Genomic DNA, 26,967 nt, shown 5'->3' with positions numbered 1-26,967 from the left:
GTGCCCGCATCGTTGGACGGCCGCGTCGCGCTGGTCACGGGAGTCAGCCGCCGGGCGGGCATCGGCCACGCGATCGCCGGACGGCTGGCCGCGCTCGGCGCGGAGGTCTTCCGCCACCACTACGCACGCCACGACCGGGAGCAGCCGTGGGGCGCGGATCCCGCACAGCCGGACGGTCTGGAGCTGGACCTGGCCGAACCGGACGCACCGGAGCGGCTGCTGGCGGCCGCCGCCGCGGCGCACGGGCACGTCGACATCCTGGTCTGCAACCACGCGCTGAGCGGGTCGGACGGCGGCCTCGGCGAACTGGACGCCGCGATGCTCGACGCGCACTGGGCGGTCAACACGCGGTCGTCCATCCTGCTGGCGCAGGCGTTCGCCACCCGGCACGACGGCCGTCCGGGCGGCCGGATCGTGTTCTTCACGTCCGGGCAGGACCTCGGCCCGATGCCGCGCGAGATTGCGTACGCGGCGAGCAAGGGTGCGTTGGCGTCGATCACGCGCTCCCTCGCGGACGCGCTGGCCGACCGCGCGATCACGGTGAACGCGGTCAACCCCGGCCCGGTCGACACCGGCTACGCACCCCTGGACGTCCACGAGGCGATGCGCCTCCGGTTCCCGCGAGGCCGCTGGGGCACCCCGGAAGCCGCGGCGAAGCTGGTGGGTTTCCTGGCGACGGACGACGCGGACTGGATCACCGGCCAGACGATCAACTCGGAGGGCGGCTTCCGCCGCTGAGCGCGATCAGTGCCACGGGGCCGGCCCGGTGCGGCTCGCCCACGCGGCCAGGCCGGGCCCATCGAACAGGCGGATGCCGTGGTGAGCGGCGTACTGCCGGGCCTGCTTGGTGAACGTCGAGGTCGTGACCACGGCGGCGACGCGCGCACCGTGCACGGTGTAGCAAGTACCGCCGAAGCGTTGCAGGTCGGGACCGGTGACCTTGCTGGCGACGCCGTACCGCTTGGCCTGGAGAACGATCTTGCGACCGTCCGGGGCGTAGGCGACCACGTCCGCGCCCAGGTCGCCCGCGCGCCCGGTCACCTGCGCCTGCGAACAGCCGTCCCGCGTGCACAGGAAAGCGAGGGCCCGCTCGAACTCGTTCGGCGCCATCGCGTGGTAGCGCGCGATCTCCTGGGACCGGGCGACTTCGAGCTGCCACGCTTGCCGCGCGTCGCGAGCGCGGGCTTGCTGCCACAGCACCAGGCCGGAGAGCGTCACGCCGAGCACGACCGTGCCGACGACGGCGGGGAGAACCGGGTGCGCCGCGACGAAGCCCAGCGCTCCGACCAAGACCGCGCCGACCGCGGCGACGCCCAACGCGGGGGCGACACAGCCGCCGGTTCCGGCCGCCTTCCTTCGTCGAGCCACGCAAGCTCCTCCGCAGTCCGGACCGGTTCCCCGGCGGCGTCCGGTGCTTTCGCGCCCGGATCCACCCGGAGCAAGGTCGCCGGCGGGAGCCGCCCGTTACACCACCCCTGGTAACGCCTCCGGGAAACCTCAGGGACCATCCCGGATGTTTCGCCGCCCCGGGTGCCGCATGCTCTTCGGTATGAGTGGTGCGAGCGAATCACGGGCGCCGAAAACGGGGCCGCTGAACGGGTTCGAGGAGACCGTCAAGGACTTCTGGGCCAGCCGGCCTCGGCGGCCGCATGCCGGGCGGAAGGTCGCCGGCGTGGCCGCCGCGATCGGGTACCGGTACGGGATCGATCCCGTTGTCGTGCGGATCGCCCTGGTGGTCACGACGATCTTCGGCGGCTTCGGGGTTCCCTTCTACCTGCTGGGGTGGCTGTTCCTGCCCGGGGAGAGCGACGAGGTCTCCGGCTTCGAAGGCCTCATCGGGCGCGGCCGGTCGTCGGTGTCGCCGGCGTTCGCCATCGTGCTGATGGTCCTCACCGTGGTCAGCACCGGGGGCTCGATCAGCGGCTCGTGGTTCGACGGCGGCGGCCTCATCAGCTGCGCCCTCATCGCCACCGCGCTCTACCTGCTGCACCGCAGCCGCGGCCACGAGAACCGTCCCGCGCCGGTCTCCACGCGGACGTCGTACCCGGCCTTCACCGGAAACGGAGCCTTCACCATGACCGACACCGCGACCGCCGACGCGCAGTCGCCGTCGCAGCAGTGGGACCCGCTCGCCGCCGACCCGGCCGGCTGGGACCTGCCCGACGCGCCCCCCATCCCGGAGCCGCCGCGGCCCACGCCGTCGCCGTCGTACCGGCGGCCCGAGCCGCGCCGCCACTCGAAGGTCGGTTCCGCGACGTTCGCGCTCGCCGTGCTGACCGCCGGTGGCGGGGTGCTGGCGAACCTCGACGGAATGGCGTGGTTCTCCGTCCAGCACGTCATCGGGCTGATGCTCGGCGTGGTCGGGATCGGCCTGGTCGTCGGCGCTTTCGTCCGCGGCGGCCGTGGCCTGATCGGACTCGCGGTGCCGCTGGCGATCGCCGGGATGGTCCTGACGACGGTGCCGTTCCAGAACTTCCCGGTCCGCGGCGGCGTCGGCGACCTGAACGAGACGCCGCATTCGGTGACCGAACTGAAGCCGCTCTACCAGCACGCGGCAGGCGACATCCACCTCGACCTGACCGCGCTGCCGGCCGGGAACCCGATCACGACCGACGTCGTAAACGGCGCGGGCAACACCAGGATCACCGTGCCGGCGACGGCCGACGTCACCTTCGACTGCCACACCGGCGCCGGCTCGGTGGCCTGCTTCGACCGGTCGACCGACGGGATCAGCGAAAAGCTGACCGGGACCGACTACGGCACCGACGGCGTCGGTGGCCAGCAAATCACCCTGCACGTCTCGAACAGTGTGGGCGACGTGGAGGTGCAGCGTGACTGACCAGAACCCCTACGCCTACGACAACGCGACGGAAACCCAGCCCGCCAAGCGGGGCGTGGACGCCTTCACCCTGATCATCGGGGTCGCGACGCTGCTGGTGTCGGCGTACGTCCTCTCGGACGGCGCGACCTGGCTGCCGCGGTTCGACTTCCGCTGGGTGATCGCCGGCGGCGCGGTGTTCGTGGGACTGCTGCTCCTCGGCGCGTCGTTCGGCGGCAAACGCCGCCGCTGAACCACCGAAGACCACCACTCTCTCGAGGCCCCGGAGCCCACGCCGGGGCCTCGAGTCCTGTTCAGGACGAGGTCACTCCCACTCGATGGTGCCCGGCGGCTTGGACGTCACGTCCAGCACCACCCGGTTGACCTCCGCCACCTCGTTGGTGATGCGGGTGGAGATCCGCTCCAGGACCTCGTAGGGCAGGCGCGTCCAGTCCGCCGTCATGGCGTCCTCCGACGACACCGGCCGCAGCACCACCGGGTGCCCGTACGTCCGGCCGTCGCCCTGGACGCCGACGCTGCGGACGTCGGCCAGCAGCACCACCGGGCACTGCCAGATGCTGCGGTCCAGCCCGGCCGCCGTCAGCTCCTCGCGCGCGATCAGGTCGGCCGAGCGGAGGGTGTCGAGCCGCTCCTGGTCGACCGCGCCGATGATCCGGATGCCGAGGCCGGGGCCGGGGAACGGCTGGCGCTGCACGATCGTCTCGGGCAGGCCCAGCTCCAGGCCGACCCGGCGGACCTCGTCCTTGAACAGCAGCCGCAGGGGCTCGACCAGCTCGAACTGCAGGTCGTCCGGCAGGCCGCCGACGTTGTGGTGGCTCTTGATGTTCGCCGTGCCCTCGCCGCCGCCGGACTCGACGACGTCCGGGTACAGCGTGCCCTGCACGAGGAACCGGTAGTCGCCCGCGGCCTTGAGGTCGCGCTCGGCCTGCTCGAACACGCGGATGAACTCGCGGCCGATGATCTTGCGCTTCTGCTCCGGGTCGGTGACGCCGGCCAGCGCGTCGAGGAAGCGTTCCCGCGCGTCGATCGTGACGAGGTTGACCCCGGTGGCGGAGACGAAGTCCTGCTCGACCTGGGTGCGCTCGCCCGCCCGCAGCAGGCCGTGGTCGACGAACACGCAGGTCAGCCGGTCGCCGATGGCGCGCTGCACGAGCGCGGCCGCGACGGCCGAGTCGACCCCGCCGGACAGCCCGCAGATCGCGCGGCCGTCACCGATCTGGTCGCTGATCCGCTGGACCTGGTCTTCGACGATCGACGACGTCGTCCACTGCGGCTCGATGCCGGCGATGTCGCGCAGGAACCGGCGCAGCACCTCCTGGCCGTGCGGCGAGTGCGCGACCTCCGGGTGGTACTGGACGCCGGCGAAGCGGCGCTCGACGTCTTCGAAGCCGGCGACCGCGGCGCCGTCGGAAGACGCCGTGACGACCGAGCCCTCGGGGGCCTTGGTGACGCTGTCGTTGTGGCTCATCCAGGCGGGCTGGTGGGCGGGCAGGCCGGAGTGCAGCACACCGCCGTCGCCGGTGATGCGGACCTCGGTGCGGCCGAACTCGCGGACCCCGGTCGGCTCGACGACCCCGCCGAGCGCGCTGGCCAGCAGCTGGTGGCCGTAGCAGATGCCGAACATCGGCACGCCGGCTTCGGTGAGCTTCGGGTCCATGCCCGGCGCGCCTTCGGCGTACACACTCGACGGCCCGCCGGAGAGGATGATGGCCGAGGGGTTCTTCGCGAGGATCTCTTCGGTGGACGCGCTGTGCGGCACGACCTCCGAGTAGATCTGCGCCTCGCGGACGCGCCGGGCGATCAGCTGCGCGTACTGCGCCCCGAAGTCCACGACGAGAACCGGACCGGTGGGGTTGGGCACCTGGCGCCTCCAGACGAGAAGTGGGCTACCCCGCCATCGTCCCAGGTGGGCCCGGTCACCCGGATTCAGGGCCGGAACTGTCCTGAATCGGGCCTACGGTCCCCCTATGACCGTGAACTGGACGAAGGAACTGACCGAACAGCTCGACTTCCACTGGAACGTGCTGGTCCGCCCGAAGCTCGAGGGGCTCACCGACGACGAATACCTCTGGGAGCCGGTCGCGGGCTGCTGGACCGTGCGCCCGCGGAAGTCGGACGACGAACCCGGCACCGGCCCGTTCACCATCGACTTCGCCTTCCCCGAGCCGACGCCGCCGCCGGTCACGACGATCGCCTGGCGGCTCGGTCACGTCCTCGTCGGCGTGCTGGGCGCGCGGATCGCGTCCCACTTCGGTGGTGCGCCGATCGGCTACGACACCTACCCGTACCCCGGAACGGCCGGCGAGGCGCTCGCAGAGCTCGACAAGCTGTACGCGCAGTGGCTCGAAGGCGTCGGGGCGCTCGACGAGGACGGCTTGGCGCGGCCGTGCGGCCCCGCCGAAGGCCCGTACGCGGAGTATCCGATGGCGACGCTGGTGCTCCACATCCACCGGGAGATGATCCACCACTGCGCCGAGGTCCTCCTGCTGCGCGACCTCTACCGCAGTCGTGAGTGGTAATTCGGGTTCTAACCCGAATTACCGCTCACGACCCGCGGGAGCAGCGCGAAGCCCAGCGCCATGCCGAGCAGCGCGGGCAGGCCGTGGTTGTCGTGGACGACCGTGTCGGCGACGGCCAGCACCGGCACCGCGAACGCCATGATGCGGAACTGCACCGGCAGCACGACGCCGTAGCGGCGCGAAGCCACCACGACGACCGCGGCCAGCGCGCCGATCAGGCCGACGACGCACATCGAGTTGCCCGCGCCGACGGGGTTGAGCCAGAGGTAGCTCATGACCTGGCCGAACAGGCCGCAGCCGAAGTAGAGGACGAGCCACCGCGCGCGGCCGAACACCCGCTCGGCGAGCGTGCCGAAGACCGCCAGCCAGAGCAGGTTCGACACCAGGCCGAACGCCCGGCCGTCCTGGAAGAACATGCCGGTGACCAGCCGGTACCACTCGCCCGCGTCGATGCGGGCCGCGTTGCGGTGCATCGCGTCGTACAGTGGCGGGTGCGCCAGCTGCGCGATCCCGCACGCCAGCGTCACCGCGAACACCGCCGCGGTGAGGTACGGACGGCGTGGCCCCGTGGCGAGTCGCCCGAACGGGCTGCGGGCTGCGGTGGGCGTGGTCATGACCGAGAATCTAGGCGCGTCGACGCGGCCGCACCCCCTCCGTTTGTCACGGTCCGCGCAGGGAAAGGCACTTGCATGCGAGCGACAGTCATCTACGGTGCCGGCGATGTCCGCGTCGAAACCGTCCCCGACCCGAAGCTGGTGGAGCCGACCGACGTCGTCCTGCGGGTCGTGCGGTCCTGCATCTGCGGCAGCGACCTCTGGCCGTACGCCGACATGACGCCGAGCGAGCACGGCCGCCGGATCGGGCACGAGTTCCTCGGGACCGTCGAGGAGACCGGCGCGGACGTCCGGAGCGTCACCAAGGGCGACCTCGTCATCGCGCCGTTCGTCTACTCCGACAACACCTGCCAGTTCTGCCGGGAAGGGCTCCAGACGTCGTGCGTGCACGGCGGGTTCTGGGGCGCGAAGGGCGTCGACGGCGGCCAGGGCGAGGCGGTCCGCGTGCCCCAGGCCGACGGCACCCTCGTCAAGGTGCCGCACACCGAGGACGACGCGCAGCTCGCGTCGCTGCTCACGCTGTCGGACGTCTTCCCGACCGGCCACCACGCCGCGACGAAGGCGCGCGTCACCCGCGGGCAGAACGTCACCGTGATCGGTGACGGTGCTGTCGGCCTCTCCGCCGTCCTCGCCGCGAAGCGGCTGGGCGCCGAGCGGGTCGTCCTCATGGGACGTCACCGGGCGCGCACCGACCTCGGCCGCGAGTTCGGCGCGACCGAGGTCATCGCCGAGCGTGGCGAAGAGGGCATCGCGAAGGTGCGCGAGCTGACCGGCGGCGAAGGCACCCACGCCGTCCTCGAATGCGTCGGCACGAAGGCCGCCTTCGAGATGGCTGTCGGCGTCGTGCGGGCGGGCGGCGCGGTCAGCCGCGTCGGCGTCCCGCAGTACGAGGAGGGCCCCATCGGCCCGGCGCTGTTCCGGCGCAACATCACCGTCACCGGCGGGGTCGCCCCGGCGCGGGCCTACATCCCCGAGCTGCTGCCGGACGTCCTCGACGGCAAGTACCAGCCCGGCAAGGTCTTCGACCGCACGATCGGCGTCGAAGACGTCCCCGCCGGCTACCGCGCGATGGCGGACCGCGAAGCGCTGAAGGTGCTCATCAAGCCGTGACCCGTCCGGGCAGGGTGCCGGCAAAGTCGATCGCTGTGGCAGGCCGCCGCCGCTGAAGCCAACTCACTGCCCGCAGCGGCCAACTCACTGCCCGCAGCGGCCAACTCACCGGGAACGCGGGCGAGTGGGCCGGACGCGACGGCGCGAATTCGCCAACCACACCGTGCGACGTCCCGCATGACCCACTCGCCGCGTTCGAAACCGCCACCAACTTTGCCGGAACCGTGACCCGTCCGGGTGGGGGTCCACCGGTCGTGCCCCTGCCCCGATTACGTTGGTACGCATGGACATGATCACCCCCGAGCCGCGCCCCGCCTGGATCGCCGGCCGCCCCGAAGCGGGCGCCACCACCCTCGTCGTGCACCACCCGTACGACGGCAGCGAGGTCGCCACGGTCGCCGTGCCCGGGCCGGAGCAGGTCGAACGCGCGGTGGCCGCCGCGGCTTCGGTCGCCAAGGAGTTCCGGCGCAGCCCCGCGCACCTGCGCGCGGGGGCGCTCGACCACGTCTCCCGCGTGCTCGCCGGGCGCGCCGAAGAGATCGCCGAAGTGATCACCGCCGAGAACGGCAAGCCGCTCAAGTGGGCCGAGGCCGAGGTCAAGCGCGCGGTCTCGGTGTTCCGGATCGCCGCCGAGGAGGCCCGCCGCTTCACCGGCGACGTCCAGCGCCTCGACACCGACCCCGCGGGCGAGGCGCGGCTGGCGCTGACCCGCCGCGTCCCGCGCGGGCCGGTGCTCGGCATCGCGCCGTTCAACTTCCCGCTCAACCTGGTGGCGCACAAGGTCGCGCCGTCGCTGGCGATCGGTGCGCCGATCATCGTCAAGCCCGCGCCGCGGACGCCGTTGTCGGCGCTGATCCTCGGTGAGATCCTGGCCGAGACGGACCTGCCCGAAGGCGCGTTTTCCGTGCTGCCGCTGGGAAACGAGGAGACGCAGGCCCTCGTCGCCGACCCGCGGCTGCCCGTCGTGTCGTTCACCGGCTCCGGTCCGGTCGGCTGGTCGCTCAAGGACGCCGCGCCGCGCAAGCACGTCGTGCTCGAGCTCGGCGGCAACGCGGCGGCGGTCGTGCTGCGCGACTGGCCCGATCCCGAAGGCGCCGCCCACCGCATCGCCACCTTCGGCAACTACCAGGCCGGCCAGTCGTGCATCGCCGTGCAGCGGGTGATCGTGGACGCCGCCGTGGCCGAGGAGTTCGTGCCCGCCCTGCTGGAAGCCGTCGAGGCGCAGCGGACCGGCGACCCGTACGACCGCACCACCGACGTCGGCCCGGTGGTCGACGAAGCTGCCGCCGAACGGATCGTCGCGTGGATCGACGACGCTGTGGCCGCGGGCGCGAAGGTGCTCACCGGCGGCACCCGCGACGGCGCGACCGTCGCCCCGACCCTGCTCACCGACGTCCCGCCGGACACGAAGGCGTGGAACGAAGAGATCTTCGGCCCGGTCCTCGCGGTGTCCGTTGTGGATGGTGTGGACGCCGCCTTCCGCTCGGTCAACGAATCCGCGTACGGCCTGCAGGCCGGCGTCTTCACCACCGACATCCAGCTGGCGTTCCACGCGTCCGCCGAGCTCGAGGTGGGCGGCGTGATCATCGGTGACGTCCCGTCCTACCGCGCCGACCAGATGCCCTACGGCGGCGTCAAGGGCTCCGGCGTCGGCCGCGAAGGCGTGCTCGCCGCGATGCACGACCTGACGGAGGAGCGCGTCACCGTCTTCACCGGCATCGACCTCTAACTGACCACGCCCTGCCCGAACCGGAAGACGATCTGCGGGTCGTACTTCCGCGCGACGTCCTGCAGCCGCTGGGCGTTGTCGCCGTAGTAGGCGGCCTTCCAGTCGGGCAGGGCCGGGTCGATGTAGTTGACGTACCCGCCGCCCGCGCCGGCCGCGGCGAGCCCCGCGACGGCTTCGCCGACCGCCTGGGTGACATTCGCCCGGTTCTTCGCCGTCGCGGGCGCGTAGACCTGCACGCTGGCCAGCGCGTCGCGGTGCCAGAAGGCGGTGGCGTCCTTGGCCGGGACGGCCACCGCGCCGCCGAGGCCGTCGATGAGCAGGTCCATGCCCGGCCTGCCGTCGGCGACCGCGACGACCTTCGCGGCGTCGACCGGGGTGGTGATCATCCGCGACGACGCGACGAACGACTGGCGGTTCGAGCTGCCCGCGAAGTAGTTCATGGCGCCGAGGTAGTCCAGGCTCTTCACCACGCGCTGCGCCGGCCGGGCGCCGGCGTTGGTGGTCAGGTTGTTCAGCAGCGTGGTCAGCCCCGCGGTGCCGCCGACGTAGCAGCCGCCGACGCGGCACTGGACCGGCGACCCGCCCGAGAGCACCAGGTTCGCCCAGAGTTCCGGCGGCATCGCGGCGATCCACTGCTGCCACGCGGCGAGCACGCCGGCCGCGGACCCGGCCGGGAAGCGCAGCGAGAACACCGTCAGCTCCGCCGGCGCCGGATCGGTGTCGAAGGTGAACTCGGTGACGATGCCGAAGTTGCCACCGCCCCCGCCGCGCAGGGCCCAGAACAGGTCCGGCTCGGAGCTCGCGGACGCGGTGAGCATCCGGCCGTCGGCCGCGACGACCTGCGCGGAGCTGAGGTGGTCGCAGGTCAGGCCGTACTTGCGGGCGAGCACGCCGATGCCGCCACCGAGGGTCAGCCCGGCGATCCCGACCGTCGGGCAGGACCCGGCGGGCAGCGCGCGCCCGGCCCGCGCCAGCCCGGCGTAGACGTCCTTCAGCTTCGCGCCCGCGCCGATCACGGCCTTCCCGCCCTGGACGTCGATCTTGTTCAGCGCGGCCAGGTCGATGACCAGCCCGCTCTCGGGCACCGAATAGCCGGCGTAGCTGTGGCCGCCGCTGCGCGCGGCGAGGGAGACGCGCCCGGCCGCGGCCCGGACGCAGGTCTGGACGTCCTGGACGGTCGACGCGGTGGCGACGGCGACCGGGTTGTTGCTGTCGAACAGCTCGTTGAACCCGCGCTTGGCGGTGGCGTAGCCGTCACCGCCCGGCCGCAGCAGGCCGCCGGTCAGCTGGCTGCGCAGGTCGTCCCAGTTCGGCGGCCCGGTGGGCGGCCGGGTGGCGGGTGGCGCGGACGTCGTGGCCGCCGGTGCGGTCGAGGCGACCGGCGCCGGCGCGCTGTCCGGCCCGCACGCGGCGACGACGGCGCCGGCCGCCGAAACGCCCGCGATGCGCAGGAACGTCCTGCGGGGCAGGCCGGGTCGCCCCTGGTCGTTCTCACTGTCCACAGCGGACTCCTCGCTGCCGGGAACGCCCAGTGTAGAGCGGCCCCGAGGCGGTCACCTGGCGGAGCGGACCGGTCACGCCCAGGCAGGGATCGGGGGCACGTCGCCATCGAGGGCGGAGCCGTCGGAGCGCCCGCTGAGCCAGGCCAGGAGCGCCCCGGAAGAGCCGCGGACGGTCGCGCCGGCAGCGGCGCCCATCGTCCACTCGAACCCGTCGGCGACCAGGCGGAGCGCGGGGAGGTGGGCGCCGCGGGAGGTGATGGCGTGCTGGACGACGTCTTCGGTGAGCGGGCCGAGCAGCGACAGCACGCGGTCGAGGTCGTAGCCGCGGTCGAGGTCGGCGAGGTGGATGGTCAGTTCGGAGAGCCGCATCCGCGCGACGACGGCCCCGGTGACGGGCGCGCCCTGCCGGTTGCGGGCCTCCCGCGCCCAGGCGTCGTCCGGCATCGCCGCGGCGTACCGCTCGAAGCGCCCGGCCGACGCGACGAAGTCCGCGAGCAGGTCGGCGGCCGCGTGGCCGGCGCCGGCCTCGACGTCCCGCTCACGGGCCTCGGCACTGGGGTACATCGGGGTCTCGACGCCGGTGTTCGCCCAGACCAGCAGGTTGCGCACACCATCGGCGTTGCGGGCGACGTGCGCGAGGACGTGGGCACGAGACCAGCCGGGCAACGCGCTGGGTGCCCGCAGCTCGGGTTCACCCAGGCCACCGACGGCCAGCGCCCATTCGTCGTCGAGCTTCCGGATACCGCCGAGGAGTGCGTGTGCCTTGTCGGATGCCGTCACGGCCCCGAGTCTAGGAGGATCGACGGAGCGCCGCGGGGGCATCCGCGGGGACGGCCGGGTTCTTCGGCGCCACCGGCGCCAACCGGGCGTAGGGCACGTCCTGCGGCGGCCGGGCGTCCGCCTCGCCCTTGTTGGGCCAGAAGGAGAACGCGCGCTCGGCCTGGGCGGTGATGGTCAGCGACGGGTTCACGCCGAGGTTGGCGGTGATCGCCGCGCCGTCCACCACCGACAGCCCGGGGTAGCCGAACACCCGGTGGTAGGGGTCGATGACGCCCTCGTCGGCGGTGGCGCCGATCGGGACGCCGCCGATGAAGTGCGCCGTCAGCGGGATGTCGAAGATCTCGCCCCAGGTGCCGCCGGCGATGCCGCCGATGTGCCCGGCCGTGCGCTCGTTGGCCTCGTGCCCGGCGGGGATGAAGCTCGGGTTCGGCTCGCCGTGCCCCTGCTTCGAGGTGTACTTGCGCCGGCCGAACAGCCCGCGCCTGGTGTAGGTGGTGATCGAGTTGTCGAGGCTCTGCATCACCAGCAGGATCACCGTGCGCTCGCTCCAGCGGTAGCCGTTGAGCATCCGCGCCGACTGGACCGGGTGCTTGGCCAGGAACCGCACGAGCTGCTGCCAGCGCGGCACCGGCGAGGCTCCGTCGGTGGCGATCGTCTGCAGCAGGCTCATCGCGTTGCTGCCCTTGCCGTAGCGGACCGGCTCGATGTGGGTGTTCTCGTCGGGGTGGATCGACGACGTGATGGCGACGCCGCGGCTGAAGTTGCGGTTCTCGTCGACGTCGGTGCGGGCGGCGCCGATGATGGCCTCGGAGTTGGTGCGCGTCAGCTCGCCGAGCCGGCGCGAGAGCCGCGGCAGCCGTCCGGTGTCCTTCATCCGGTGCAGCAGGTTCTGGGTGCCCCAGGTCCCGGCGGCGAAGACGACCTTTTCGGCGGTGACGGTGGTCCGGAACCGCTTCGACGTCGTCCCGGTCTTCTTGAGGCTGACCTCGTAGCCGCCGTCGATCGGCTGGACCGAGGTCACCGTGGTGAGCGGGATGACCTGCGCGCCGTCCTTCTCCGCGAGGTGGAGGTAGTTCTTGACCAGCGTGTTCTTCGCCCCGACGCGGCAGCCGGTCATGCACGAGCCGCACTCGGTGCAGCCGGTGCGCTCCGGGCCGGCCCCGCCGAAGTACGGGTCCTTCGCGCGTTCGCCCGGCTTGCCGAAGTAGACGCCGACGGGCGTGGAGTGGAACGAATCGGCGACGCCCATGTCCTCGGCGACCGCGCGCATCACCACGTCCGACGGGGTCACGGTCGGGTTCGTCACGACGCCGAGCATGCGGCTCGCCTGGTCGTAGTGCGGGGCGAGCTCGGCTTCCCAGTCGGTGATGTGCGCCCACTGCCGGTCGGCGTAGAACGGCTTGAGCGGCCGGTACAGCGTGTTCGCGTAGACGAGCGAACCGCCGCCGACGCCGGCCCCGGCCAGCACCATGACGTCGTTGAGCATGTGGATGCGCTGGATGCCGTAGCAGCCGACCTGCGGCGCCCACAGGTAGCGCTTGAGGTCCCACGAGGTCTTCGCGAATTCGTCGTCGGCGAACCGGCGGCCGGCCTCGACGACGGCTACCCGGTAGCCCTTCTCGGTGAGCCGCAGCGCCGCGACGCTGCCGCCGAACCCCGACCCCACCACGACGACGTCGTAGTCGAAGCCACCCGCACTGGTGGTGGTGTTACTGGCAGTCACACCTGGAGCGTAACTCCGGCTTCGCGTTCTGACCAGAGGTAAGTTACCGGCCAGTCACCCTTCCGGACGCTTGTCAGACGACAATTGTGGGTAATGATCGGATAGCTCGATGTTCACGACGGCGATTCACCGCCAGGACGGGACACGATTTCCGGGAGGACCACGATGGGCCCCCAGCAGCTGACAGGTTGGCGCAAGTCGAGCCACAGCCACTTCGAAGAGAACGCCTGCGTCGAAATCGGCACCGCACCCGGTGTCGTCGGCGTGCGGGACACCAAGCAGGCCGGACTGCCGGCCCGTCCGGTGCTCGTCTGCTCCGCCGGCGCCTTCGCCGCGTTCCTCACGCACCTCACCGGCGAACGGTGAGCCCCACCCGCTGGAACTCCTTGAGGTCCGAGTAGCCCGTCTTCGCCATCGCCCGGCGAAGCGCCCCGAAGAGGTTCACGACGCCTTCCGCGTCGGACGACGGCCCGAACAGCAGGGTCTTGAGGTCGACGGCGTAGTCCGGACCCGCCGCCACGCGCGAGCGCGGCAGCGAAGGGTGCGCGGCCGCCGCCGTCCAGTACAGGCCCTGACCGGGCGCGTCCGACGCGGCGGCCAGCGGGGAGCCGAGCATGACAGCGTCCGCGCCGCACGCGATGGCCTTGGCGATGTCGCCCGACACCGTCATGCCGCCATCCGCCAGCACGTGGACGTACCGGCCGCCGGTCTCGTCGAGGTAGTCGCGGCGGGCGGCCGCGGCGTCGATGATCGCCGTGGCCATCGGGACGCCGATGCCGAGCACGCGGTCGGTGCTGGTGACGCCGGGCGTGTAGCCGTGGCCGACGATGACACCGGCCGCACCGGTGCGCATCAGGTGCATCGCGGTGCGGTAGTCGCTGACGCCGCCGGCGATGACCGGGACGTCGAGGCGGCCGATGAAGTCCTTGAGGTTCAGCGGCTCGGCGTCGCGCACGACGTGTTCGGCGGAGATGATCGTGCCCTGCACGACGAGGATCTCGACGCCGGCCGAGATCAGGTCGGGCGTCAGCTCGGCGGCGTGCTGCGGGCTGACGCGCGCGGCCACCGTGACGCCGGATTCGCGGACCGTCTTGATCGCCTCGGTCAGCAGGTCGAGCCGGATCGGCGCGGCGTGCAGCTCCTGCAGCACGCGGCCGACCGCGGTCGGGTCCTCCAGGTCCTCGGCCGCGCGGACCAGCTGGAAGATCGCCTCCTCGACGTTGGCGTGCCGCGCCCAGAGGCCTTCGGCGTTGAGCACGCCCAGGCCACCCAGCTCGCCGACGGCGACCGCGGTGCCGGGCGAGACGATCGCGTCCGTCGGGTGCGTGACGAGCGGCAGGTCGAAGCGGTAGGCGTCGATCTGCCACGCGGTGGACACCACCGACGAAGAGCGGGTCCGCCGCGAGGGCACGATCTCGACGTCATCGAGGTCATACGCCCGCCGCGCGGTGCGGCCCATCCCGATCTCGACCAGGTCCCGCACGTGAAGCCTCCTCGAACGACGACGATCTGCCGTACCCCATTGTCGCTAGTCCGCGTGGGTGACCCGCGCACGGGGGTTAGAACAGCAGCAGCACCACGGGCAGGGCCCCCACCAGGAACCCGGCTGCCGCGCTCAGCGCGGCCGGTACGGGCCGGGCCGTTGCCGCGGCGGTGAGCAGCATCAGCAGCAGCGGCAGGGTCAAGACCAGCACCATTAGGTAGCCGACGCCGAACAGGGACATCCCGGTCGGCGTCCGGCGACCGTCGGCCTCGACGGCCTGCACCGACCTGCCGAACTCGGAGATTTCCAGGCGGACGTGCTTCCCCGGTCGCAGGTCGAGGCCCTGGTCGCCGTCCGCGACCTCCAAGGACTCGCCCGAAGCCGTGCGGAGAGCGAGGACGTAGCCGCGGCCTTCCGAGCCCGGCTCGTAGGTCACCGTCTCGACGGTGGCTTCTTCCCGCTCGGCCGGTCCGCCGGTCTGGAGGAGCCCGAACGTCCCGAAAGCCAGCGCGGCCCCGACGAAGGCCGCGCACACCGCGGGGGCGATCAGTCTCACGGCTACACCCGGACGAACACGGCGACCGGCGCCAGCAGCGCGCCCAGTGCGAGCGCCAGCCAGGTCGCCACCGGCGGGTAGACGTTGAGCCGGACCGCGCCGAAGTACACCCCGCCCAGTGCCAGCAGGCTGGCGATGATCAGCAGGACCGGCCGGACCACGCCCGAGCGCAGGTCGACCACGCTGCCGCCCGCGCGCAGGTAGGCGATGCTGCCGTCCGCCGTGGAGACGTCGAGCGCCACCGGCTGGCCGGGCGGCAGGTCCAGCCCGGGACCGACCGCGGTGATGCGGTAGCGCCGCCCGTCCGCGGCGTCCACCGCGATGGTGTGGCTTTCCGCGTCCTCGTCCCCGCCGCCGACCGGGAGCGCCCCCTGCTCGTGGGACACCACCTGGCCGTCGACGCGGTAGGTCGGCGCGTCGCGGCCGGCCAGCACCTGGCACATCAGGCAGACCACGCCGCCGAGGAACAGCGACACCAGCGCGACGGCCGTGAAGAACACCTTGCGCAGCACGCGGGTGAACCGGTCGACCGTCATGCGTCTCAGTGCACACCACGACCGCCACGCAAGGCGATAGACCGATTACCGTAAGCACGCTAGGTCACCGTGACGCAGCGCGCTGCACGAGCGGCCTAACGGGTCGTGTAGTTCGGCGCCTCGACGGTCATCGTGATGTCGTGCGGGTGGCTCTCCTTGAGCCCGGCCGCGGTGATCCGGACGAGCTGCGCTTCCTGCAGCTGCGCGATCGTCTCGGCCCCGGCGTAGCCCATCCCGGCGCGCAGGCCGCCGACCAGCTGGTGCACGACGTTGGCGAGCGGCCCGCGGAACGGGATCCGGCCCTCGATGCCTTCGGGGACCAGCTTGTCCTCGTTGAGCACGTCGTCCTGGGCGTAGCGGTCCTTCGAGTAGGACTTGCCCTGGCCACGGGACTGCATCGCGCCCAGCGAGCCCATGCCGCGGTAGACCTTGAACTGCTTGCCGTTGACCAGGATCAGGTCGCCCGGCGACTCTGCGGTGCCGGCGAGCAGGCTGCCGAGCATCACCGTGGACGCGCCGGCCGCGATGGCCTTCGCGATGTCGCCCGAGTACTGGATGCCGCCGTCGCCGATCACCGGGATGCCCGCCGGCCGCGCGGCCTGGTCGGCCTCGTAGATCGCGGAGATCTGCGGCACGCCGACGCCCGCCACGATCCGGGTGGTGCAGATCGAGCCCGGGCCGACGCCGACCTTGATGCCGTCGGCGCCCGCGTCGACCAGCGCCTGCGCGCCGGCCCGGGTCGCGACGTTGCCGCCGACGATGTCGACCGAGTCGCCCAGCTCCTTCTTCAGCAGCGCGACCGTGTCGACGACCGCGCGGGAGTGCCCGTGCGCGGTGTCCACCATCAGCACGTCGACGCCGGCTTCAGCGAGCGTCAGCGCGCGCTTGTGCCCGTCCACCCCCACGCCGACCGCGGCACCGACGATGAGCCTGCCGTCCGGGTCCTTCGTCGCCTTCGGGTACTGCTCGGTCTTCACGAAGTCCTTGACCGTGATCAGGCCCCGGAGCTTGCCCGCGCCGTCGACGATCGGGAGCTTCTCGATCTTGTGCCGGCGCAGCAGGCCGAGCGCGGCTTCCGCCGACACCCCGACCTGCGCGGTGATCAGCGGCGCCTTCGTCATGACCTCGGACACCGGGCGGCTGTGGTCGACCTCGAACCGCATGTCGCGGTTGGTGATGATGCCCACCAGCGTCCCGGCCGCGTCGGTCACCGGCACGCCGGAGATGCGGAACCGCGCGCACAGGGCGTCGACCTCGGCCAGCGTCGCGTCCGGCGCGCAGGTGACCGGGTCGGTGACCATGCCGGCCTCCGACCGCTTGACGACCTCGACCGCGGCCGCCTGCTGGTCGATCGGCAGGTTGCGCTGGAGCACGCCGATGCCGCCCTGGCGGGCCATGGCGATGGCCATCCGCGCCTCGGTGACGGTGTCCATCGCCGCGGACACCAGCGGGATGCCGAGGGTGATGTTCCGGGTCAGCCGGGTGCTCGTGTCCACCGTGCTGGGGACCACGTCCGATTCGGCAGGCAGCAGCAGCACGTCGTCGAAGGTCAGCCCGAGCATGGCGAACTTGGCCGGAACGGGGGCGGTGGTGCCGTCGCTGGTCATAGGGGGTGAAGGGCCTTCCTGGCGCGGGATGAGCGGGGTCGCTGTGGCGACTCGGAGCCTTCCCCTCATGATATCCGCCGCCCGCCACCCGCCCCGGGCGGTGGGCGGCCCGGCGGGACGGCCCGGTACCGTGCAGGCCGTGGCGCATGATGTCCTGCCTCCAGACCCGTTCGCGGATGACCCGGACGACCCGGCCCGCGCATTCGGAGACCCCGAGGACCGGCTGGACGAGCCGATCAGCGACTCCGAACGCACCGAACTACTGGCCGATCTCTCGGATCTGGCCGTCTACCAGGCTCTCCTCGAACCCCGCGGTGTCCGCGGGATCGTCGTCGACTGCGGCGAGTGCGACGAACCGCACTACCACGACTGGCACCTGCTGCGAGCCAGCCTCGAGCAGCTGCTGGCCGACGGGCGGATGCGGCCGCACGAGCCGGCCTACGACCCGAACCCCGGCGACTACGTGAGCTGGGACTACTGCCGCGGCTTCGCCGACGGCGTCACGGCCAACGAAAGCGCCTACTGAGCGGCTCCTCGAACACGGAAAAGCCCTGGTGAGTTTCCTCACCAGGGCTTTTCCGTGGATGCTCTACGGCGTTTCGCCGACTCCCTGGGACTGACCACCCGCGGATTCGCTGCGCGGGGTGCCCGGATCGTTGCCGCTCGCGACCGTGCTGGTCGGCGGCGGGGTGGGCGTCGCGGTCGGCGTTTCGCTGCTCGGAGGCGGCGGCGTCGGGGTCGGCGTGCCACTGCCCGGGAGGCTGGTCGTACCGCTGCCGCTGCCGGGGATGGACGTCGCCGAGCCGGCCGGCGGCGCCTGCGACGACGGTGCGCCGGGCACGACCGCGGGCACGGACGTCTGGATCGGGCCCTGTACCGGCGCTTCGGGGTTCTGGAGCTGGGCGGCGAGCTGCCGGTGCTGCTCCATCAGCTGGTCGCGGTTCTCCCCGTCGGAGACCTGCGACAGGGCGGCCTGGGCGTCCTGGAGGGCCTGGCGGGCGGCGTCGAGGTTGCCGCCGGCGATGGCGAGGTTGGCCTTCTCGAGGTCGAGCTTCGCGGTCGCGGCCGCCTCGACCGAACGGGTGTGGTCGGAGTAGAGGACCTTGGCGAGCCCCCACAGCGTGTCGCCGGGTTGCGCGGAGCGCGCGGCCAGCCCGGTCCCGGTGAACGCGATCGCCAGCACGGCGGCGGCGACGGCGACGGGGACGAGCAGCCTGCGGCGGCGTCCGCTCGAAGCGTGCCGCCTCGCGAGAGCGGCGGTACTGACGGTGCGCACAGCGGTGTCGACGTCGACGAGCTCGGCCAGCGGCTCGCTGTCGATGTCTCTTCGCCACGCGACCAGCAGCGCGTTGAGCTCGTGGTCGCCGAGACCGTCGGCCAGCGCCGGGTCGGACCCGCCGAGCGCATCGAGCAGAGCGTCATCGGCTTGGACCGCCGACAGGTCGGCGGCGAACTCCGCCTCCGACGCCGTCAAGCCACTGCTGAAGACGTCTTCCGGGTCGAATCTCTTCTCGCGACCGGTCACTCAGATCACCTCCTCCGCGGCCAGGACCTTTCTCAGCCGCGCGAGGGCGCGGTGCTGGGCGACGCGGACGGCGCCGGGGGTGGAGCCCACCGCATCAGCGGTCTCCTCCGCCGACAGGCCGACGACCACGCGCAGCACCACGATCTCCCGCTGCTTGTCCGGCAGCACCTGCAACAACTGGGACATCCGCTCGTTCAGTTCACCTTGGAGCGCTCGCTGCTCGGGGCCGACCCCGCCCTCGACCTCGTCGGGGATCTCGGCCACCGGCTCGGCGCGGTTGCGTGCCGCCGCACGGTGCGCGTCGGCCACCTTGTGCTGGGCGATCCCGTAGACGAACGCCAGAAAAGGGCGGCCTTGGTCACGGTACGAAGGCAATGCCGTTAGCACCGCGAGACACACCTCCTGCGCAACGTCGTCCGCCGAAGCGAAGGATCGCTCCTGCCTGCCAACCCGAGCGCGGCAATACCGCACTACCAGTGGACGGATGGCAGCCAGCAACCGCTCGACTGCCTGGGGATCTCCCTCGACAGCAGCGGCGACCGGTTCATCCAGTCCATCCCCCACATTGGCCATCGCAGACAACAGTCCCAGTGTTACGTGTAGGTGTGCAAAGAACCCGGCCCGTGGTCGCCTCCACCGCGTACCGGAGACCGCTACCGTACCTTCGGTCCGGCCCGGAGCGGCACGCGCGGTACTCCCCGGCGCGCCGCGGCGTGCGCAGCCGCGGAAATACGGATTGTCGTGCAGACCCACGATCGACATCGCCGTTCCAACGAGTGAACGACGTCGCGGGTACGAGATCCGTCGGAGGGACGGGTGCCGGGGCGAGGATCCGCCCGCGGACTGCCCTTGCGGGCGCCGGAGTGTGATGGGGACCACACAGGTACGGGCCAGGGTGCAGCACCCTGGCCCGTCGTCACCTGTATACCGGCCGTGTCAGGAACGGGGAGAGCAGCAGGTCAGCTGACCAGGCCGCGCCGGAAGCCGTGAGCCACGGCCTGCGCGCGGTCGCGCACGCCGAGCTTGCGGAACAGCCGGCGGGCGTGGGTCTTGACCGTGTCCTCGGACAGGTAGAGCTCGCGGCCGATCTGGCCGTTGCTCTTGCCCTGGCTCATCCCACGGAGTACCTGAAGCTCGCGCTCGGTCAGCTGGACGCCCGGATCGGACGGCTGACGGGGCGCGGGCACCGAGGTGCTCGCGAGGGTGTGGGCCAGCGCGGCGACCAGCTCCGGCCGGGACGCGTCCCAGCGGAGGTAGCCGCGGGCACCGCCGGCGATCGCGGCGGCGATGCTGCCCGCGTCGTCCGGGGCACCGAACACGATGACGTTCGCCTGGGGGTTGGCCGAGACGAGCCGCCGGGTGGCTTCGACACCCGTCGGGACCGCGCGCTGCGTCCCGACAAGCACGACGTCGACGGGCTGACGGGAGTACCGGGCCAGCAGCTCGTCACCGTGCGCTACGCAGTCGATGCGACTGACCCCAGGGACCGCGGACATCACTCGGGTGAGCCCTTCACGGACACTGCGTCGGTCGTCGCAGATCAAGACCGTCGTCACGGGGTTTCCTTCCTGCAGCCGGGTGACATTCCTCTTCCCCTATCGGACGCTTTAGCCCGAACCTTGACACGATCCGGTGGCTTTTTTTGAACTTTCTTAGCCCGGATGCCGGAACACCCCATTCCGACGGCTCAACCACCCGGGACGGGGACCCATGGCGATTCCCCCGCAACCCTCCTCCCGCAAGGATCGGCGCTTCGTAACACTGCGTGCAACACCTCGGCCGCTCTGAATCGATACTCCTCGGCGTGTCCTGGGCGCAAGTCGGCCGCGACGAGGGCCGCCGGCCACAAAAGTGAAAGGAGTTCGCATTCCTCGGCGGTCGCCATTGCATTTCCGACAAGGTCGTCCGAAATCTTCCGGTGATCGGGAGCCGCGGCCATCCGCACGGCCACAGCCAGCACAATCCGGGATTTCACCACGTGCCGCCGCGCACCCCGGGCAACCGCGGTTTCGAAAGCGCGCTCGGCGTGCGGCACCGCGGCGGCGCCCTGACCTGCGGCGAGCTCGATCTCGGCGCCGACCCAGCCGCCCCGGACCCGCGCGCGCCAGCCGGCGTCCTGCTCCGCGGCCCGGGCGGCCAGCCGCCGCGCCGCCGCCAGCCTGCCGAGGGCGAGGTTGTCGGCGGCCAATCCGAGCAGGGCGTCGGCGCGGGCGCCCCGGACGTCCAGCCCGTCGGGGTCGGGCCGGTCCGGGGCCCGGAGGGCGGCGGCTTTGGCGAAGGCCTCGCCGTCGAGCGCGCGGGCCCGCCGGTGGCCCCCCAGCTGCCGCCGGTGCGACGCGAGGGCACTGGCGGCCAGGGAGGCCTCGAGGGGCTCGCCTTGGCGGCGGAGGGCGTCGAGGAGGGTGGCCGCGGCGGCGTACCGGCCCTGCGCCCCGAGCACGACGGCGGCGAGCAGCCGTTCCCGCGGGCTGCGGGCGCCGCGCGTGACGGCGGGATCGGGCCGCGGATCGCTCCCGAACGCGGCGGCCCTCAGGGCGGGTTCGTGCACCCGTCCTTTCTAGCGGGTCCCACCGACAAGAACATGATCGAACTACCGTCACGCGCCCCGCCGAAGGTCGCGAATGCCGCATTCGGGACGTCCGGGCGACTAGTGGGGCGTGCCGACCAGGACGTGCTCGATGCGGTCCGCCGCGCCCGGCAGGTCCGTCAGGAGCTCCACCTTGTCCGGCAGCCCCGCCAGGTCCCAGCCGGGGCCGCAGGCGAACAGCCTGCTGCGCTGGCGGCCGCGGGAGACCCTGGCGAACAGCCGCGCGTCGGCCACCCCGTGCCTGCCCGCCCACAGCACCACGGCGGCCGGCGCGCTGCGGCGCACCGCGACCGCCAGGACCTCGGCCGGCAGCGGCACGCCGAACAGCTGCGCGCCGATCCGCCGCCCGGCCAGCGCCGCGGCGAGCGCGTACAACGGCATCGAGTCGCGTTCGTCGGGGACGCAGCCGAGCAGCACCGGGCGGGTGTTGCGCGGCTCGTCGAGCACCGGGGTGGCGCGCACCAGCGCGGCGAACACGCACTCCGCGAGCAGGTATTCGACCTCCGCACCCGCGCTGGCGCCGCGCCAGCGGGCCCCGAGCGCCGACAGCACCGGCTCGACCACCCCGGTCCACGCGGACAGGACGCCGAGCTCGGCGATGGTGTCGGCGAGCATCCGCTGCACCGCGCCGACGTCCATGGCGAGGGCGGCGGTGCTCAGCCGCCGGGCGAGCCGGGAGCGGACCTCGTGGCCGTCGCCGGCGGCCCCGGCCCCGGGGAGCGCGCCGGCTTCCTCCGGCTGCGGCGGTCCCGAGCGCGGGATCTGCTCGAGGGCGTACCGGGCGGCTTCGGCCGTCGACGCGCCGCTGAGCAGGGCGCGCTGCATCAGTTCGAGCCTGCCGATGTCGGAGGTGCCGTAGCGGCGGTGGCGGCCGTCGGTGTGGCGGCTGGGGCCCAGTCCGTACCGGCGGTCCCAGGTTCTGAGGGTGGACGGCGCGACCCCGAGCCGGCGGGCGACCGAGGCCACCGGCAGGGTGGGTTCTTCGGTACCCGACCCAGCTCCCACGAGGCTCAATATCCAGGCACCCAGCCCTGTCGGCAACCGGAGGCGAAAGCCCTGCTCACACATCCGGGGGATGCCTAACGGCTGAATCGGGCCGGATCACTTGAACAACTATTGGCGCGCTTCTAACGTTACCGCCGTTGCACCGAATGGAGTATCGGCACCACCGCAGAGCAGGTAGCGGCATCGACCGAACGACGGAGGCGGTCAGGATGGCAGACACGCGCAGGCTCCCAGGACCCAACGCCGACATGTGGGACTGGCAGCTCGAAGGGTCGTGCCGGGGGATGGACAGCGCGTCCTTCTTTCACCCGGACGGCGAGCGCGGCCCGGCGCGGGCACGGCGGGAGGCCAGGGCGAAGGCCGTCTGCCTGAGCTGCCCGGTCTTGGAGATGTGCCGCAGCCACGCGCTGGCGGTGCACGAGCCGTACGGCATCTGGGGCGGGCTCTCGGAGTCCGAGCGGGAGAACATCATCAAATCGGACAAACGCACGCTCACCATGTCGGGCGGCTGAGTCCCACGAACCTCGGAGGGCGGCACCGGGTGGGGTGCCGCCCTCCGTGCTGTCCGGGGCCCTTTTGCCGACGTAAGAAAGCGGGGCGGCACCTCCGGAGAGGTACCGCCCCGCTTCGCGTACTGCGTCAGTGCGAGTGACCGTGGCCGCCCGCGGCGGGCTCCTCGTCGGCCGGCTTCTCGACCACGGACGACTCCGTGGTCAGCACCAGCCGGGCGATCGAGGCGGCGTTCGCCACCGCGGACCGGGTCACCTTGACCGGGTCGACGATGCCGGCGGCCAGCAGGTCGGTCAGCTCGCCGGTGGCGGCGTTGAAGCCCTGCCCCCAGCTCTGCTCGCGGACCTTGTTGACGATGACCGCACCCTCGTGGCCCGCGTTGGTCGCGATCCAGAACAGCGGGGCGGACAGCGCGTCGCGCACGATCTTGACACCGGTCGCTTCGTCACCCTCGAGGCCGAGGAAGCCCTCGAGCTCCTTGACCGCGTGGACCAGCGCCGAACCGCCGCCGGGCAGGATGCCCTCTTCGACGGCCGCCTTGGTCGCCGCCACGGCGTCCTCGATGCGGTGCTTGCGCTCGTTCAGCTCGGTCTCGGTGGCCGCGCCGACCTTGATCACCGCGACACCGCCGCCCAGCTTCGCGAGCCGTTCCTGCAGCTTCTCGCGGTCCCAGTCGGAGTCGGTGCTCTCGATCTCCTTGCGGATCTGGGCGATCCGCGCCTGGGTGGCGTCCTTGGTGCCGGCGCCGTCGACGATCGTGGTGTCGTCCTTGGTGACGACGATGCGCCGCGCGCTGCCGAGCGAGCCGAGGTTCGCGTCGGCCAGCTTCATGCCGATCTCCGTGGAGATCACCTCGGCGCCGGTGACGACCGCGAGGTCGTCCAGGAACGCCTTGCGGCGGTCACCGAAGAACGGCGCCTTGACGGCGACCGCGGTGATCGTCTTGCGCAGCGAGTTCACCACGAGGGTGGACAGCGCTTCGCCGTCGACGTCCTCGGCGACGATCAGCAGCGGCTTCTTGGCCTCGACGACCTTCTCGAGCACCGGCAGCAGGTCCGCCAGCGCCGAGATCTTCTCGCGGACCAGCAGGATGTAGGCGTCCTCGAGGATCGCCTTCTGCTCCTCCGGGTGGGTCGCGAAGTGCGCCGAGAGGAAGCCCTTGTCGAACTGGACACCCTCGGTGATCACCAGCTCGGTCGCCAGGGTCGACGACTCCTCGATGGTGATGACGCCGTCTTCGCCGACCTTCTCGACGGCTTCGCCGAGCAGGGCGCCGATGTTCGCGTCGCGCGAGGTCACGGTGCCGACCTGGGCAATGTTCTCGCGGCCCTTGACCGGGGTGGCCTTGGCCTTGAGGACCTCGATGACCTTCTCCGCGGCGGCCTCGATGCCACGGCCGATCGAGGACGGGTTGGCGCCGGCCGCGACGTTGCGCAGGCCGACCTTCACCAGCGACTGCGCGAGCACGGTCGCGGTCGTGGTGCCGTCACCGGCGACGTCGTTGGTCTTGGTGGCGACGCTCTTGGCGAGCTGGGCGCCGAGGTTCTCGAACGGGTCGTCGAGCTCGATTTCACGAGCGACGGTCACGCCGTCGAGGGTGATGGTCGGCCCGCCGAACTTCTTGTCGAGCACGACGTGGCGGCCACGCGGGCCGAGCGTGACCTTGACCGCGTCGGCGAGCTTGTTCACCCCGCGCTCGAGTGCGCGACGAGCGTCCTCGTCGAATTTGATCTGCTTGGGCATAGCGTTTTCCGCTTACCTTCCGGTGGTCTTGAACGCACGAACGCCCCGCTCCCCGGCGTTGTGCGGGGCCCGGGGCGTCATGCGCTGCGAGCGGACGTCAGTTGATGACGGCCAGCACGTCGCGGGCGGACAGGATGAGGTAGTCCTCACCGTTGTACTTGACCTCGGTGCCGCCGTACTTGGAGTAGATGACGACGTCGCCGACGCTCACGTCCAGCGGGACGCGGTTGCCCTTGTCGTCGATCCGGCCCGGGCCCACGGCCAGAACCTTGCCCTCCTGGGGCTTCTCCTTGGCGGTGTCGGGGATGACGAGGCCGGAAGCGGTCGTCTCCTCGGCCTCGCTCGTCTGGACAACGATCTTGTCCTCGAGCGGCTTGATGTTCACGCTCACCGGGTTGACCTCCACGGTCGTCGAAAGCGTTGGCAGGATGTGGTTACGGCTCTACCACCCCCGCCGTCGCGGGTGCCGGGGCTGTCGGGCCGTGCGATTAGCACTCTAGCGACGGGAGTGCCAGCCGTGCAACCAGGGTCCACCGGAAGGTGATCCCCCGGTCCGGACCAGCTGTCGCCGGTCCGTCGAGCACGGTCGAATCGACCAGGTCAGGCTGTCCTTCCAGCCGATCCTCCGGCGGCGAGCCCTTACCCCCGAGGTGAGTTTCTGGTTAGGTTCTCACCTCTGGTACCTGCACCCTGGGGGTTCATGCCCATGTCCCGCCCCGTCCCGAGAACGGTGGCCGTAGCCGCCGCCCTCGCCCTCCTCACCGGTCTCGCCACTCCGGCGCACGCTGACACCACCAGTCAGCGGCAACGCGACTTCGCCGCGGCCGCGGACGAGTTCGGGGTGCCGCAGAACGTCCTGCTCGGTGTCTCCTACCTGGAGTCCCGGTGGGACTTCAACGGCGGTACGCCCAGCACCTCCGCCGGGTACGGCCCGATGCACCTCACCGACGTCCGCGCGGCCGGCGTCGCGACCAGCCACCACGACGAAGGCACCGAGGACCCGCGCGGTGACGACGCCCGCCCCGCGCTGCACCCCCAGGCCGGGCCCGTCGCCCCGCCTTCGGGGCTGCAAACCGTCGACGAGGCCGCGCAGCTGGCCGGCACCGATGCCGCGACCCTGCGGACCGACGCGAAGCAGAACATCCGGGGTGGCGCCGCGCTGCTCGCGAAGTACCACCGGGACCTCGGCGCGCAGGACTGGTACGGCGCCGTCGCGCGCTACAGCGGCTCCGCCGGCACCGCCGCCGCGCAGAGCTTCGCCGACGAGGTCTTCGACACCCTCAGGACCGGCGTGGCCCGGACCACCGACGACGGCCAGCAGGTCAGCCTGAGCCCGGCAGCGGACCTGCCGGTGCCGGCACACGCGGGGAACCCAGCGGACGTCGAGTGCCCCCGGACCGTCGCCTGCGAGTCGGTCCCCGCGCCGTACCAGGAGCTGCCGGGCAACGACTACGGCAACCACGACCTGGCCGACCGGCCGGACAGCCAGAAGATCGACCACATCGTCATCCACGACACCGAGGGCTACTGGGACAACGTCCTGAAGATGGCCCAGGACCCGACGTACGTCAGCTGGCACTACACCATCCGCTCGGCCGACGGCCTGATCGCGCAGCACGTGCCGGCCAAGGACGTCGCCTGGCACGCCGGCAACTGGTACGTCAACGCGAAATCGATCGGCATCGAGCACGAGGGCTTCGCCGCGAAGGGCACCTGGTACACCGAGGCCATGTACCGCTCGAGCGCGAAGCTCGTCGGCTACCTCTCGCGCAAGTACGGCATCCCGCTCGACCGCGCGCACATCATCGGCCACGACAACGTGCCCGGCACGACCCCCGCCACCATCCCGGGCATGCACTGGGACCCGGGCCCCTACTGGGACTGGTCGCACTACTTCGACCTGCTGGGCGCGCCGCTCGGCGGGTTCGGGCTGCCCGGCTCGTCGCTGGTCACCATCGACCCGGACTTCGCGAAGAACCAGCCGGCGTTCACCGGCTGCGACGGCCCCGGCACCGCCTGCGTGCCGCGCGGCTCGGAGGCCGTCATCCTGCACTCGGAGCCCAGTGAGTCGGCGCCGCTGCTGGTCGACATCGGCCTGCACCCGAAGGGCACGGCGTCCACGATGGCCGTCGACGACGTCGGCAGCCGGGTCGCCACCGGGCAGCGGTACGCCGTCGCCGGGGTCAGCGGCGACTGGACGGCGATCTGGTACCTCGGCCAGAAGGGCTGGTTCCACAACCCCCGTGCCGCGCGCGTCGCGAAGCCCGCGATCGGCTGGGTCGTGACGCCGAAGCCGGGTATCGCGTCGGTGCCGGTGTTCGGGCGGGCCTACCCCGAGCCGGCGGCCTACCCGGCTGCCGTGCCGGTGCAGGCGATCACGCCGCTGCCGTACACGCTGCTCGCCGGCCAGAAGTACTCGTCGGGCGGCACGGTCGGCTCGGAGTACTACTACGCGACGACGTTCGACGTGGCCGACCACGTGGTCGTGAAGGGCAAGCTCAAGTACGTCCAGATCCAGTTCGGGCACCGGATCGCCTTCGTCAAGGCCGACGACGTGCGCATCCTGCCCGCCTTCTAGACCGGCCCGGCGGAGGTCGCG

Annotated in this window: 27 protein-coding genes; 10 read left to right on the top strand and 17 right to left on the bottom strand. The window is 71.8% G+C overall.

What is annotated here, in order from left to right:
* Nucleotides 1–738 (top strand): SDR family oxidoreductase, encoded by a 738-nt coding sequence (locus tag AB0F15_RS18835; protein WP_360271473.1) that lies wholly within the window; start codon nucleotides 1–3, stop codon nucleotides 736–738.
* A 6-nt stretch (nucleotides 739–744) separates the two neighbouring features.
* On the opposite strand, the gene AB0F15_RS18830 is transcribed toward AB0F15_RS18835, so the two are convergent.
* Nucleotides 745–1,368, bottom strand: a complete 624-nt coding sequence (locus tag AB0F15_RS18830) for a restriction endonuclease (protein ID WP_360271471.1) — start codon at nucleotides 1,366–1,368, stop codon at nucleotides 745–747.
* Nucleotides 1,369–1,549: 181 nt separating this feature from the next.
* Between AB0F15_RS18830 and AB0F15_RS18825 the strand changes: the two genes are divergently transcribed.
* Nucleotides 1,550–2,839 (top strand): PspC domain-containing protein, encoded by a 1,290-nt coding sequence (locus tag AB0F15_RS18825; protein WP_360271470.1) that lies wholly within the window; start codon nucleotides 1,550–1,552, stop codon nucleotides 2,837–2,839.
* Nucleotides 2,832–3,071: a hypothetical protein gene (locus AB0F15_RS18820; protein WP_360271468.1), complete on the top strand. Its 240-nt coding sequence runs from the start codon at nucleotides 2,832–2,834 to the stop codon at nucleotides 3,069–3,071. The genes AB0F15_RS18825 and AB0F15_RS18820 overlap by 8 nt, the downstream gene beginning before the upstream one ends.
* Before the next feature lie 72 nt (nucleotides 3,072–3,143).
* Here the strand turns inward: AB0F15_RS18820 and guaA are convergent, their stop codons facing one another.
* Entirely contained in the window at nucleotides 3,144–4,700 is a 1,557-nt protein-coding gene (gene guaA / locus AB0F15_RS18815) for a glutamine-hydrolyzing GMP synthase (RefSeq protein ID WP_360271466.1), read from the bottom strand.
* A 106-nt stretch (nucleotides 4,701–4,806) separates the two neighbouring features.
* Between guaA and AB0F15_RS18810 the strand changes: the two genes are divergently transcribed.
* Entirely contained in the window at nucleotides 4,807–5,358 is a 552-nt protein-coding gene (locus AB0F15_RS18810; RefSeq protein ID WP_360271465.1) for a DinB family protein, read from the top strand.
* An 8-nt stretch (nucleotides 5,359–5,366) separates the two neighbouring features.
* Here the strand turns inward: AB0F15_RS18810 and AB0F15_RS18805 are convergent, their stop codons facing one another.
* On the bottom strand, nucleotides 5,367–5,972 hold the full coding sequence (locus tag AB0F15_RS18805; RefSeq protein WP_360271463.1) for a rhomboid family intramembrane serine protease: 606 nt from the start codon (nucleotides 5,970–5,972) through the stop codon (nucleotides 5,367–5,369).
* 75 nt (nucleotides 5,973–6,047) lie between these two features.
* Here AB0F15_RS18805 and AB0F15_RS18800 point away from each other — a divergent pair, with 75 nt between their 5' ends.
* Together AB0F15_RS18800 and AB0F15_RS18795 are read left to right on the top strand one after the other, a co-directional pair.
* Nucleotides 6,048–7,082 (top strand): zinc-dependent alcohol dehydrogenase family protein, encoded by a 1,035-nt coding sequence (locus AB0F15_RS18800; protein WP_360271462.1) that lies wholly within the window; start codon nucleotides 6,048–6,050, stop codon nucleotides 7,080–7,082.
* A gap of 283 nt (nucleotides 7,083–7,365) precedes the next feature.
* Entirely contained in the window at nucleotides 7,366–8,811 is a 1,446-nt protein-coding gene (locus AB0F15_RS18795; RefSeq protein ID WP_360271460.1) for an aldehyde dehydrogenase family protein, read from the top strand.
* Here the strand turns inward: AB0F15_RS18795 and AB0F15_RS18790 are convergent.
* From AB0F15_RS18790 to AB0F15_RS18780, 3 genes are all read right to left on the bottom strand, one after another.
* Nucleotides 8,808–10,313, bottom strand: coding sequence for an FAD-dependent oxidoreductase (locus AB0F15_RS18790; RefSeq protein ID WP_360271458.1), 1,506 nt, complete (start codon nucleotides 10,311–10,313; stop codon nucleotides 8,808–8,810). The two genes, AB0F15_RS18795 and AB0F15_RS18790, sit on opposite strands and share 4 nt — an antisense overlap.
* 72 nt (nucleotides 10,314–10,385) lie before the next feature.
* Entirely contained in the window at nucleotides 10,386–11,093 is a 708-nt protein-coding gene (locus AB0F15_RS18785) for a maleylpyruvate isomerase family mycothiol-dependent enzyme (protein ID WP_360271456.1), read from the bottom strand.
* Between the two features lie 10 nt (nucleotides 11,094–11,103).
* Entirely contained in the window at nucleotides 11,104–12,816 is a 1,713-nt protein-coding gene (locus AB0F15_RS18780) for a GMC family oxidoreductase (protein WP_360271454.1), read from the bottom strand.
* A 165-nt stretch (nucleotides 12,817–12,981) separates the two neighbouring features.
* Between AB0F15_RS18780 and AB0F15_RS18775 the strand changes: the two genes are divergently transcribed.
* Nucleotides 12,982–13,182, top strand: coding sequence for a DUF397 domain-containing protein (locus AB0F15_RS18775; RefSeq protein WP_360271452.1), 201 nt, complete (start codon nucleotides 12,982–12,984; stop codon nucleotides 13,180–13,182).
* Here the strand turns inward: AB0F15_RS18775 and AB0F15_RS18770 are convergent.
* The 4 genes from AB0F15_RS18770 to guaB all read right to left on the bottom strand — a co-directional run bounded on the left by AB0F15_RS18770 (nucleotide 13,166) and on the right by guaB (nucleotide 16,998).
* Complete coding sequence (locus AB0F15_RS18770) at nucleotides 13,166–14,299, bottom strand: GuaB3 family IMP dehydrogenase-related protein (protein ID WP_360271450.1); 1,134 nt, start codon at nucleotides 14,297–14,299, stop codon at nucleotides 13,166–13,168. The two genes, AB0F15_RS18775 and AB0F15_RS18770, sit on opposite strands and share 17 nt — an antisense overlap.
* A gap of 76 nt (nucleotides 14,300–14,375) precedes the next feature.
* On the bottom strand, nucleotides 14,376–14,855 hold the full coding sequence (locus tag AB0F15_RS18765) for a hypothetical protein (RefSeq protein ID WP_360271448.1): 480 nt from the start codon (nucleotides 14,853–14,855) through the stop codon (nucleotides 14,376–14,378).
* Nucleotides 14,856–14,857: 2 nt separating this feature from the next.
* Nucleotides 14,858–15,391 carry a hypothetical protein gene (locus tag AB0F15_RS18760; RefSeq protein WP_360271447.1) on the bottom strand — a complete coding sequence of 178 codons (534 nt, stop codon included), beginning with the start codon at nucleotides 15,389–15,391 and terminating at the stop codon, nucleotides 14,858–14,860.
* Between the two features lie 95 nt (nucleotides 15,392–15,486).
* The gene (gene guaB / locus AB0F15_RS18755) at nucleotides 15,487–16,998 is read right to left on the bottom strand and encodes an IMP dehydrogenase (RefSeq protein WP_360271445.1); all 1,512 of its coding nucleotides are present in this window, start codon (nucleotides 16,996–16,998) and stop codon (nucleotides 15,487–15,489) included.
* A 130-nt stretch (nucleotides 16,999–17,128) separates the two neighbouring features.
* Between guaB and AB0F15_RS18750 the strand changes: the two genes are divergently transcribed.
* Nucleotides 17,129–17,524 carry a DUF5319 domain-containing protein gene (locus AB0F15_RS18750; RefSeq protein ID WP_003073549.1) on the top strand — a complete coding sequence of 132 codons (396 nt, stop codon included), beginning with the start codon at nucleotides 17,129–17,131 and terminating at the stop codon, nucleotides 17,522–17,524.
* A 63-nt stretch (nucleotides 17,525–17,587) separates the two neighbouring features.
* Here AB0F15_RS18750 and AB0F15_RS18745 read toward each other — a convergent pair whose 3' ends face one another.
* The 5 genes from AB0F15_RS18745 to AB0F15_RS18725 all read right to left on the bottom strand — a co-directional run bounded on the left by AB0F15_RS18745 (nucleotide 17,588) and on the right by AB0F15_RS18725 (nucleotide 22,115).
* A complete protein-coding gene (locus AB0F15_RS18745; protein ID WP_360271443.1) occupies nucleotides 17,588–18,523 on the bottom strand; it encodes an anti-sigma-D factor RsdA in 936 nt (311 codons plus the stop codon).
* Complete coding sequence (locus AB0F15_RS18740; protein WP_026468912.1) at nucleotides 18,524–19,096, bottom strand: sigma-70 family RNA polymerase sigma factor; 573 nt, start codon at nucleotides 19,094–19,096, stop codon at nucleotides 18,524–18,526.
* Nucleotides 19,097–19,482: 386 nt separating this feature from the next.
* The gene (locus tag AB0F15_RS18735; protein WP_003073605.1) at nucleotides 19,483–20,079 is read right to left on the bottom strand and encodes a response regulator transcription factor; all 597 of its coding nucleotides are present in this window, start codon (nucleotides 20,077–20,079) and stop codon (nucleotides 19,483–19,485) included.
* Between the two features lie 131 nt (nucleotides 20,080–20,210).
* Nucleotides 20,211–21,071: a hypothetical protein gene (locus AB0F15_RS18730; RefSeq protein WP_360271442.1), complete on the bottom strand. Its 861-nt coding sequence runs from the start codon at nucleotides 21,069–21,071 to the stop codon at nucleotides 20,211–20,213.
* Nucleotides 21,072–21,170: 99 nt separating this feature from the next.
* Entirely contained in the window at nucleotides 21,171–22,115 is a 945-nt protein-coding gene (locus tag AB0F15_RS18725) for a MerR family transcriptional regulator (RefSeq protein ID WP_360271440.1), read from the bottom strand.
* Between the two features lie 209 nt (nucleotides 22,116–22,324).
* On the opposite strand from AB0F15_RS18725, the gene AB0F15_RS18720 reads away from it, so the two are divergent.
* On the top strand, nucleotides 22,325–22,627 hold the full coding sequence (locus tag AB0F15_RS18720; RefSeq protein ID WP_360271438.1) for a WhiB family transcriptional regulator: 303 nt from the start codon (nucleotides 22,325–22,327) through the stop codon (nucleotides 22,625–22,627).
* A 127-nt stretch (nucleotides 22,628–22,754) separates the two neighbouring features.
* On the opposite strand, the gene groL is transcribed toward AB0F15_RS18720, so the two are convergent.
* A complete protein-coding gene (groL, locus tag AB0F15_RS18715) occupies nucleotides 22,755–24,368 on the bottom strand; it encodes a chaperonin GroEL (RefSeq protein ID WP_360271436.1) in 1,614 nt (537 codons plus the stop codon).
* 97 nt (nucleotides 24,369–24,465) lie between these two features.
* Nucleotides 24,466–24,759: a co-chaperone GroES gene (gene groES, locus AB0F15_RS18710; RefSeq protein ID WP_007031106.1), complete on the bottom strand. Its 294-nt coding sequence runs from the start codon at nucleotides 24,757–24,759 to the stop codon at nucleotides 24,466–24,468.
* 315 nt (nucleotides 24,760–25,074) lie between these two features.
* On the opposite strand from groES, the gene AB0F15_RS18705 reads away from it, so the two are divergent.
* Nucleotides 25,075–26,946, top strand: a complete 1,872-nt coding sequence (locus tag AB0F15_RS18705) for a peptidoglycan recognition family protein (RefSeq protein WP_360271434.1) — start codon at nucleotides 25,075–25,077, stop codon at nucleotides 26,944–26,946.
* Nucleotides 26,947–26,967 lie beyond the last annotated feature (21 nt).

The organism is Amycolatopsis sp. NPDC026612, assembly GCF_040638285.1.
In the GTDB taxonomy this organism is placed as follows: domain Bacteria; phylum Actinomycetota; class Actinomycetes; order Mycobacteriales; family Pseudonocardiaceae; genus Amycolatopsis.
The sequence above is the reverse complement of the archived record's forward strand: the minus strand, read 5'-3'. Positions and strand labels throughout refer to the sequence as shown.

Coding starts and splice junctions, on each gene's coding strand:
- AB0F15_RS18760 (WP_360271447.1), bottom strand. CDS start 15,391: ATGACGGTCGACCGGTTCACCCGCGTGCTGCGCAAGGTGTTCTTCACG.
- AB0F15_RS18720 (WP_360271438.1), top strand. CDS start 22,325: ATGGCAGACACGCGCAGGCTCCCAGGACCCAACGCCGACATGTGGGAC.
- AB0F15_RS18805 (WP_360271463.1), bottom strand. CDS start 5,972: ATGACCACGCCCACCGCAGCCCGCAGCCCGTTCGGGCGACTCGCCACG.
- AB0F15_RS18775 (WP_360271452.1), top strand. CDS start 12,982: ATGGGCCCCCAGCAGCTGACAGGTTGGCGCAAGTCGAGCCACAGCCAC.
- AB0F15_RS18795 (WP_360271460.1), top strand. CDS start 7,366: ATGGACATGATCACCCCCGAGCCGCGCCCCGCCTGGATCGCCGGCCGC.
- AB0F15_RS18740 (WP_026468912.1), bottom strand. CDS start 19,096: ATGGCCAATGTGGGGGATGGACTGGATGAACCGGTCGCCGCTGCTGTC.
- AB0F15_RS18810 (WP_360271465.1), top strand. CDS start 4,807: ATGACCGTGAACTGGACGAAGGAACTGACCGAACAGCTCGACTTCCAC.
- AB0F15_RS18825 (WP_360271470.1), top strand. CDS start 1,550: ATGAGTGGTGCGAGCGAATCACGGGCGCCGAAAACGGGGCCGCTGAAC.
- AB0F15_RS18800 (WP_360271462.1), top strand. CDS start 6,048: ATGCGAGCGACAGTCATCTACGGTGCCGGCGATGTCCGCGTCGAAACC.
- guaB (WP_360271445.1), bottom strand. CDS start 16,998: ATGACCAGCGACGGCACCACCGCCCCCGTTCCGGCCAAGTTCGCCATG.
- groL (WP_360271436.1), bottom strand. CDS start 24,368: ATGCCCAAGCAGATCAAATTCGACGAGGACGCTCGTCGCGCACTCGAG.
- AB0F15_RS18705 (WP_360271434.1), top strand. CDS start 25,075: ATGTCCCGCCCCGTCCCGAGAACGGTGGCCGTAGCCGCCGCCCTCGCC.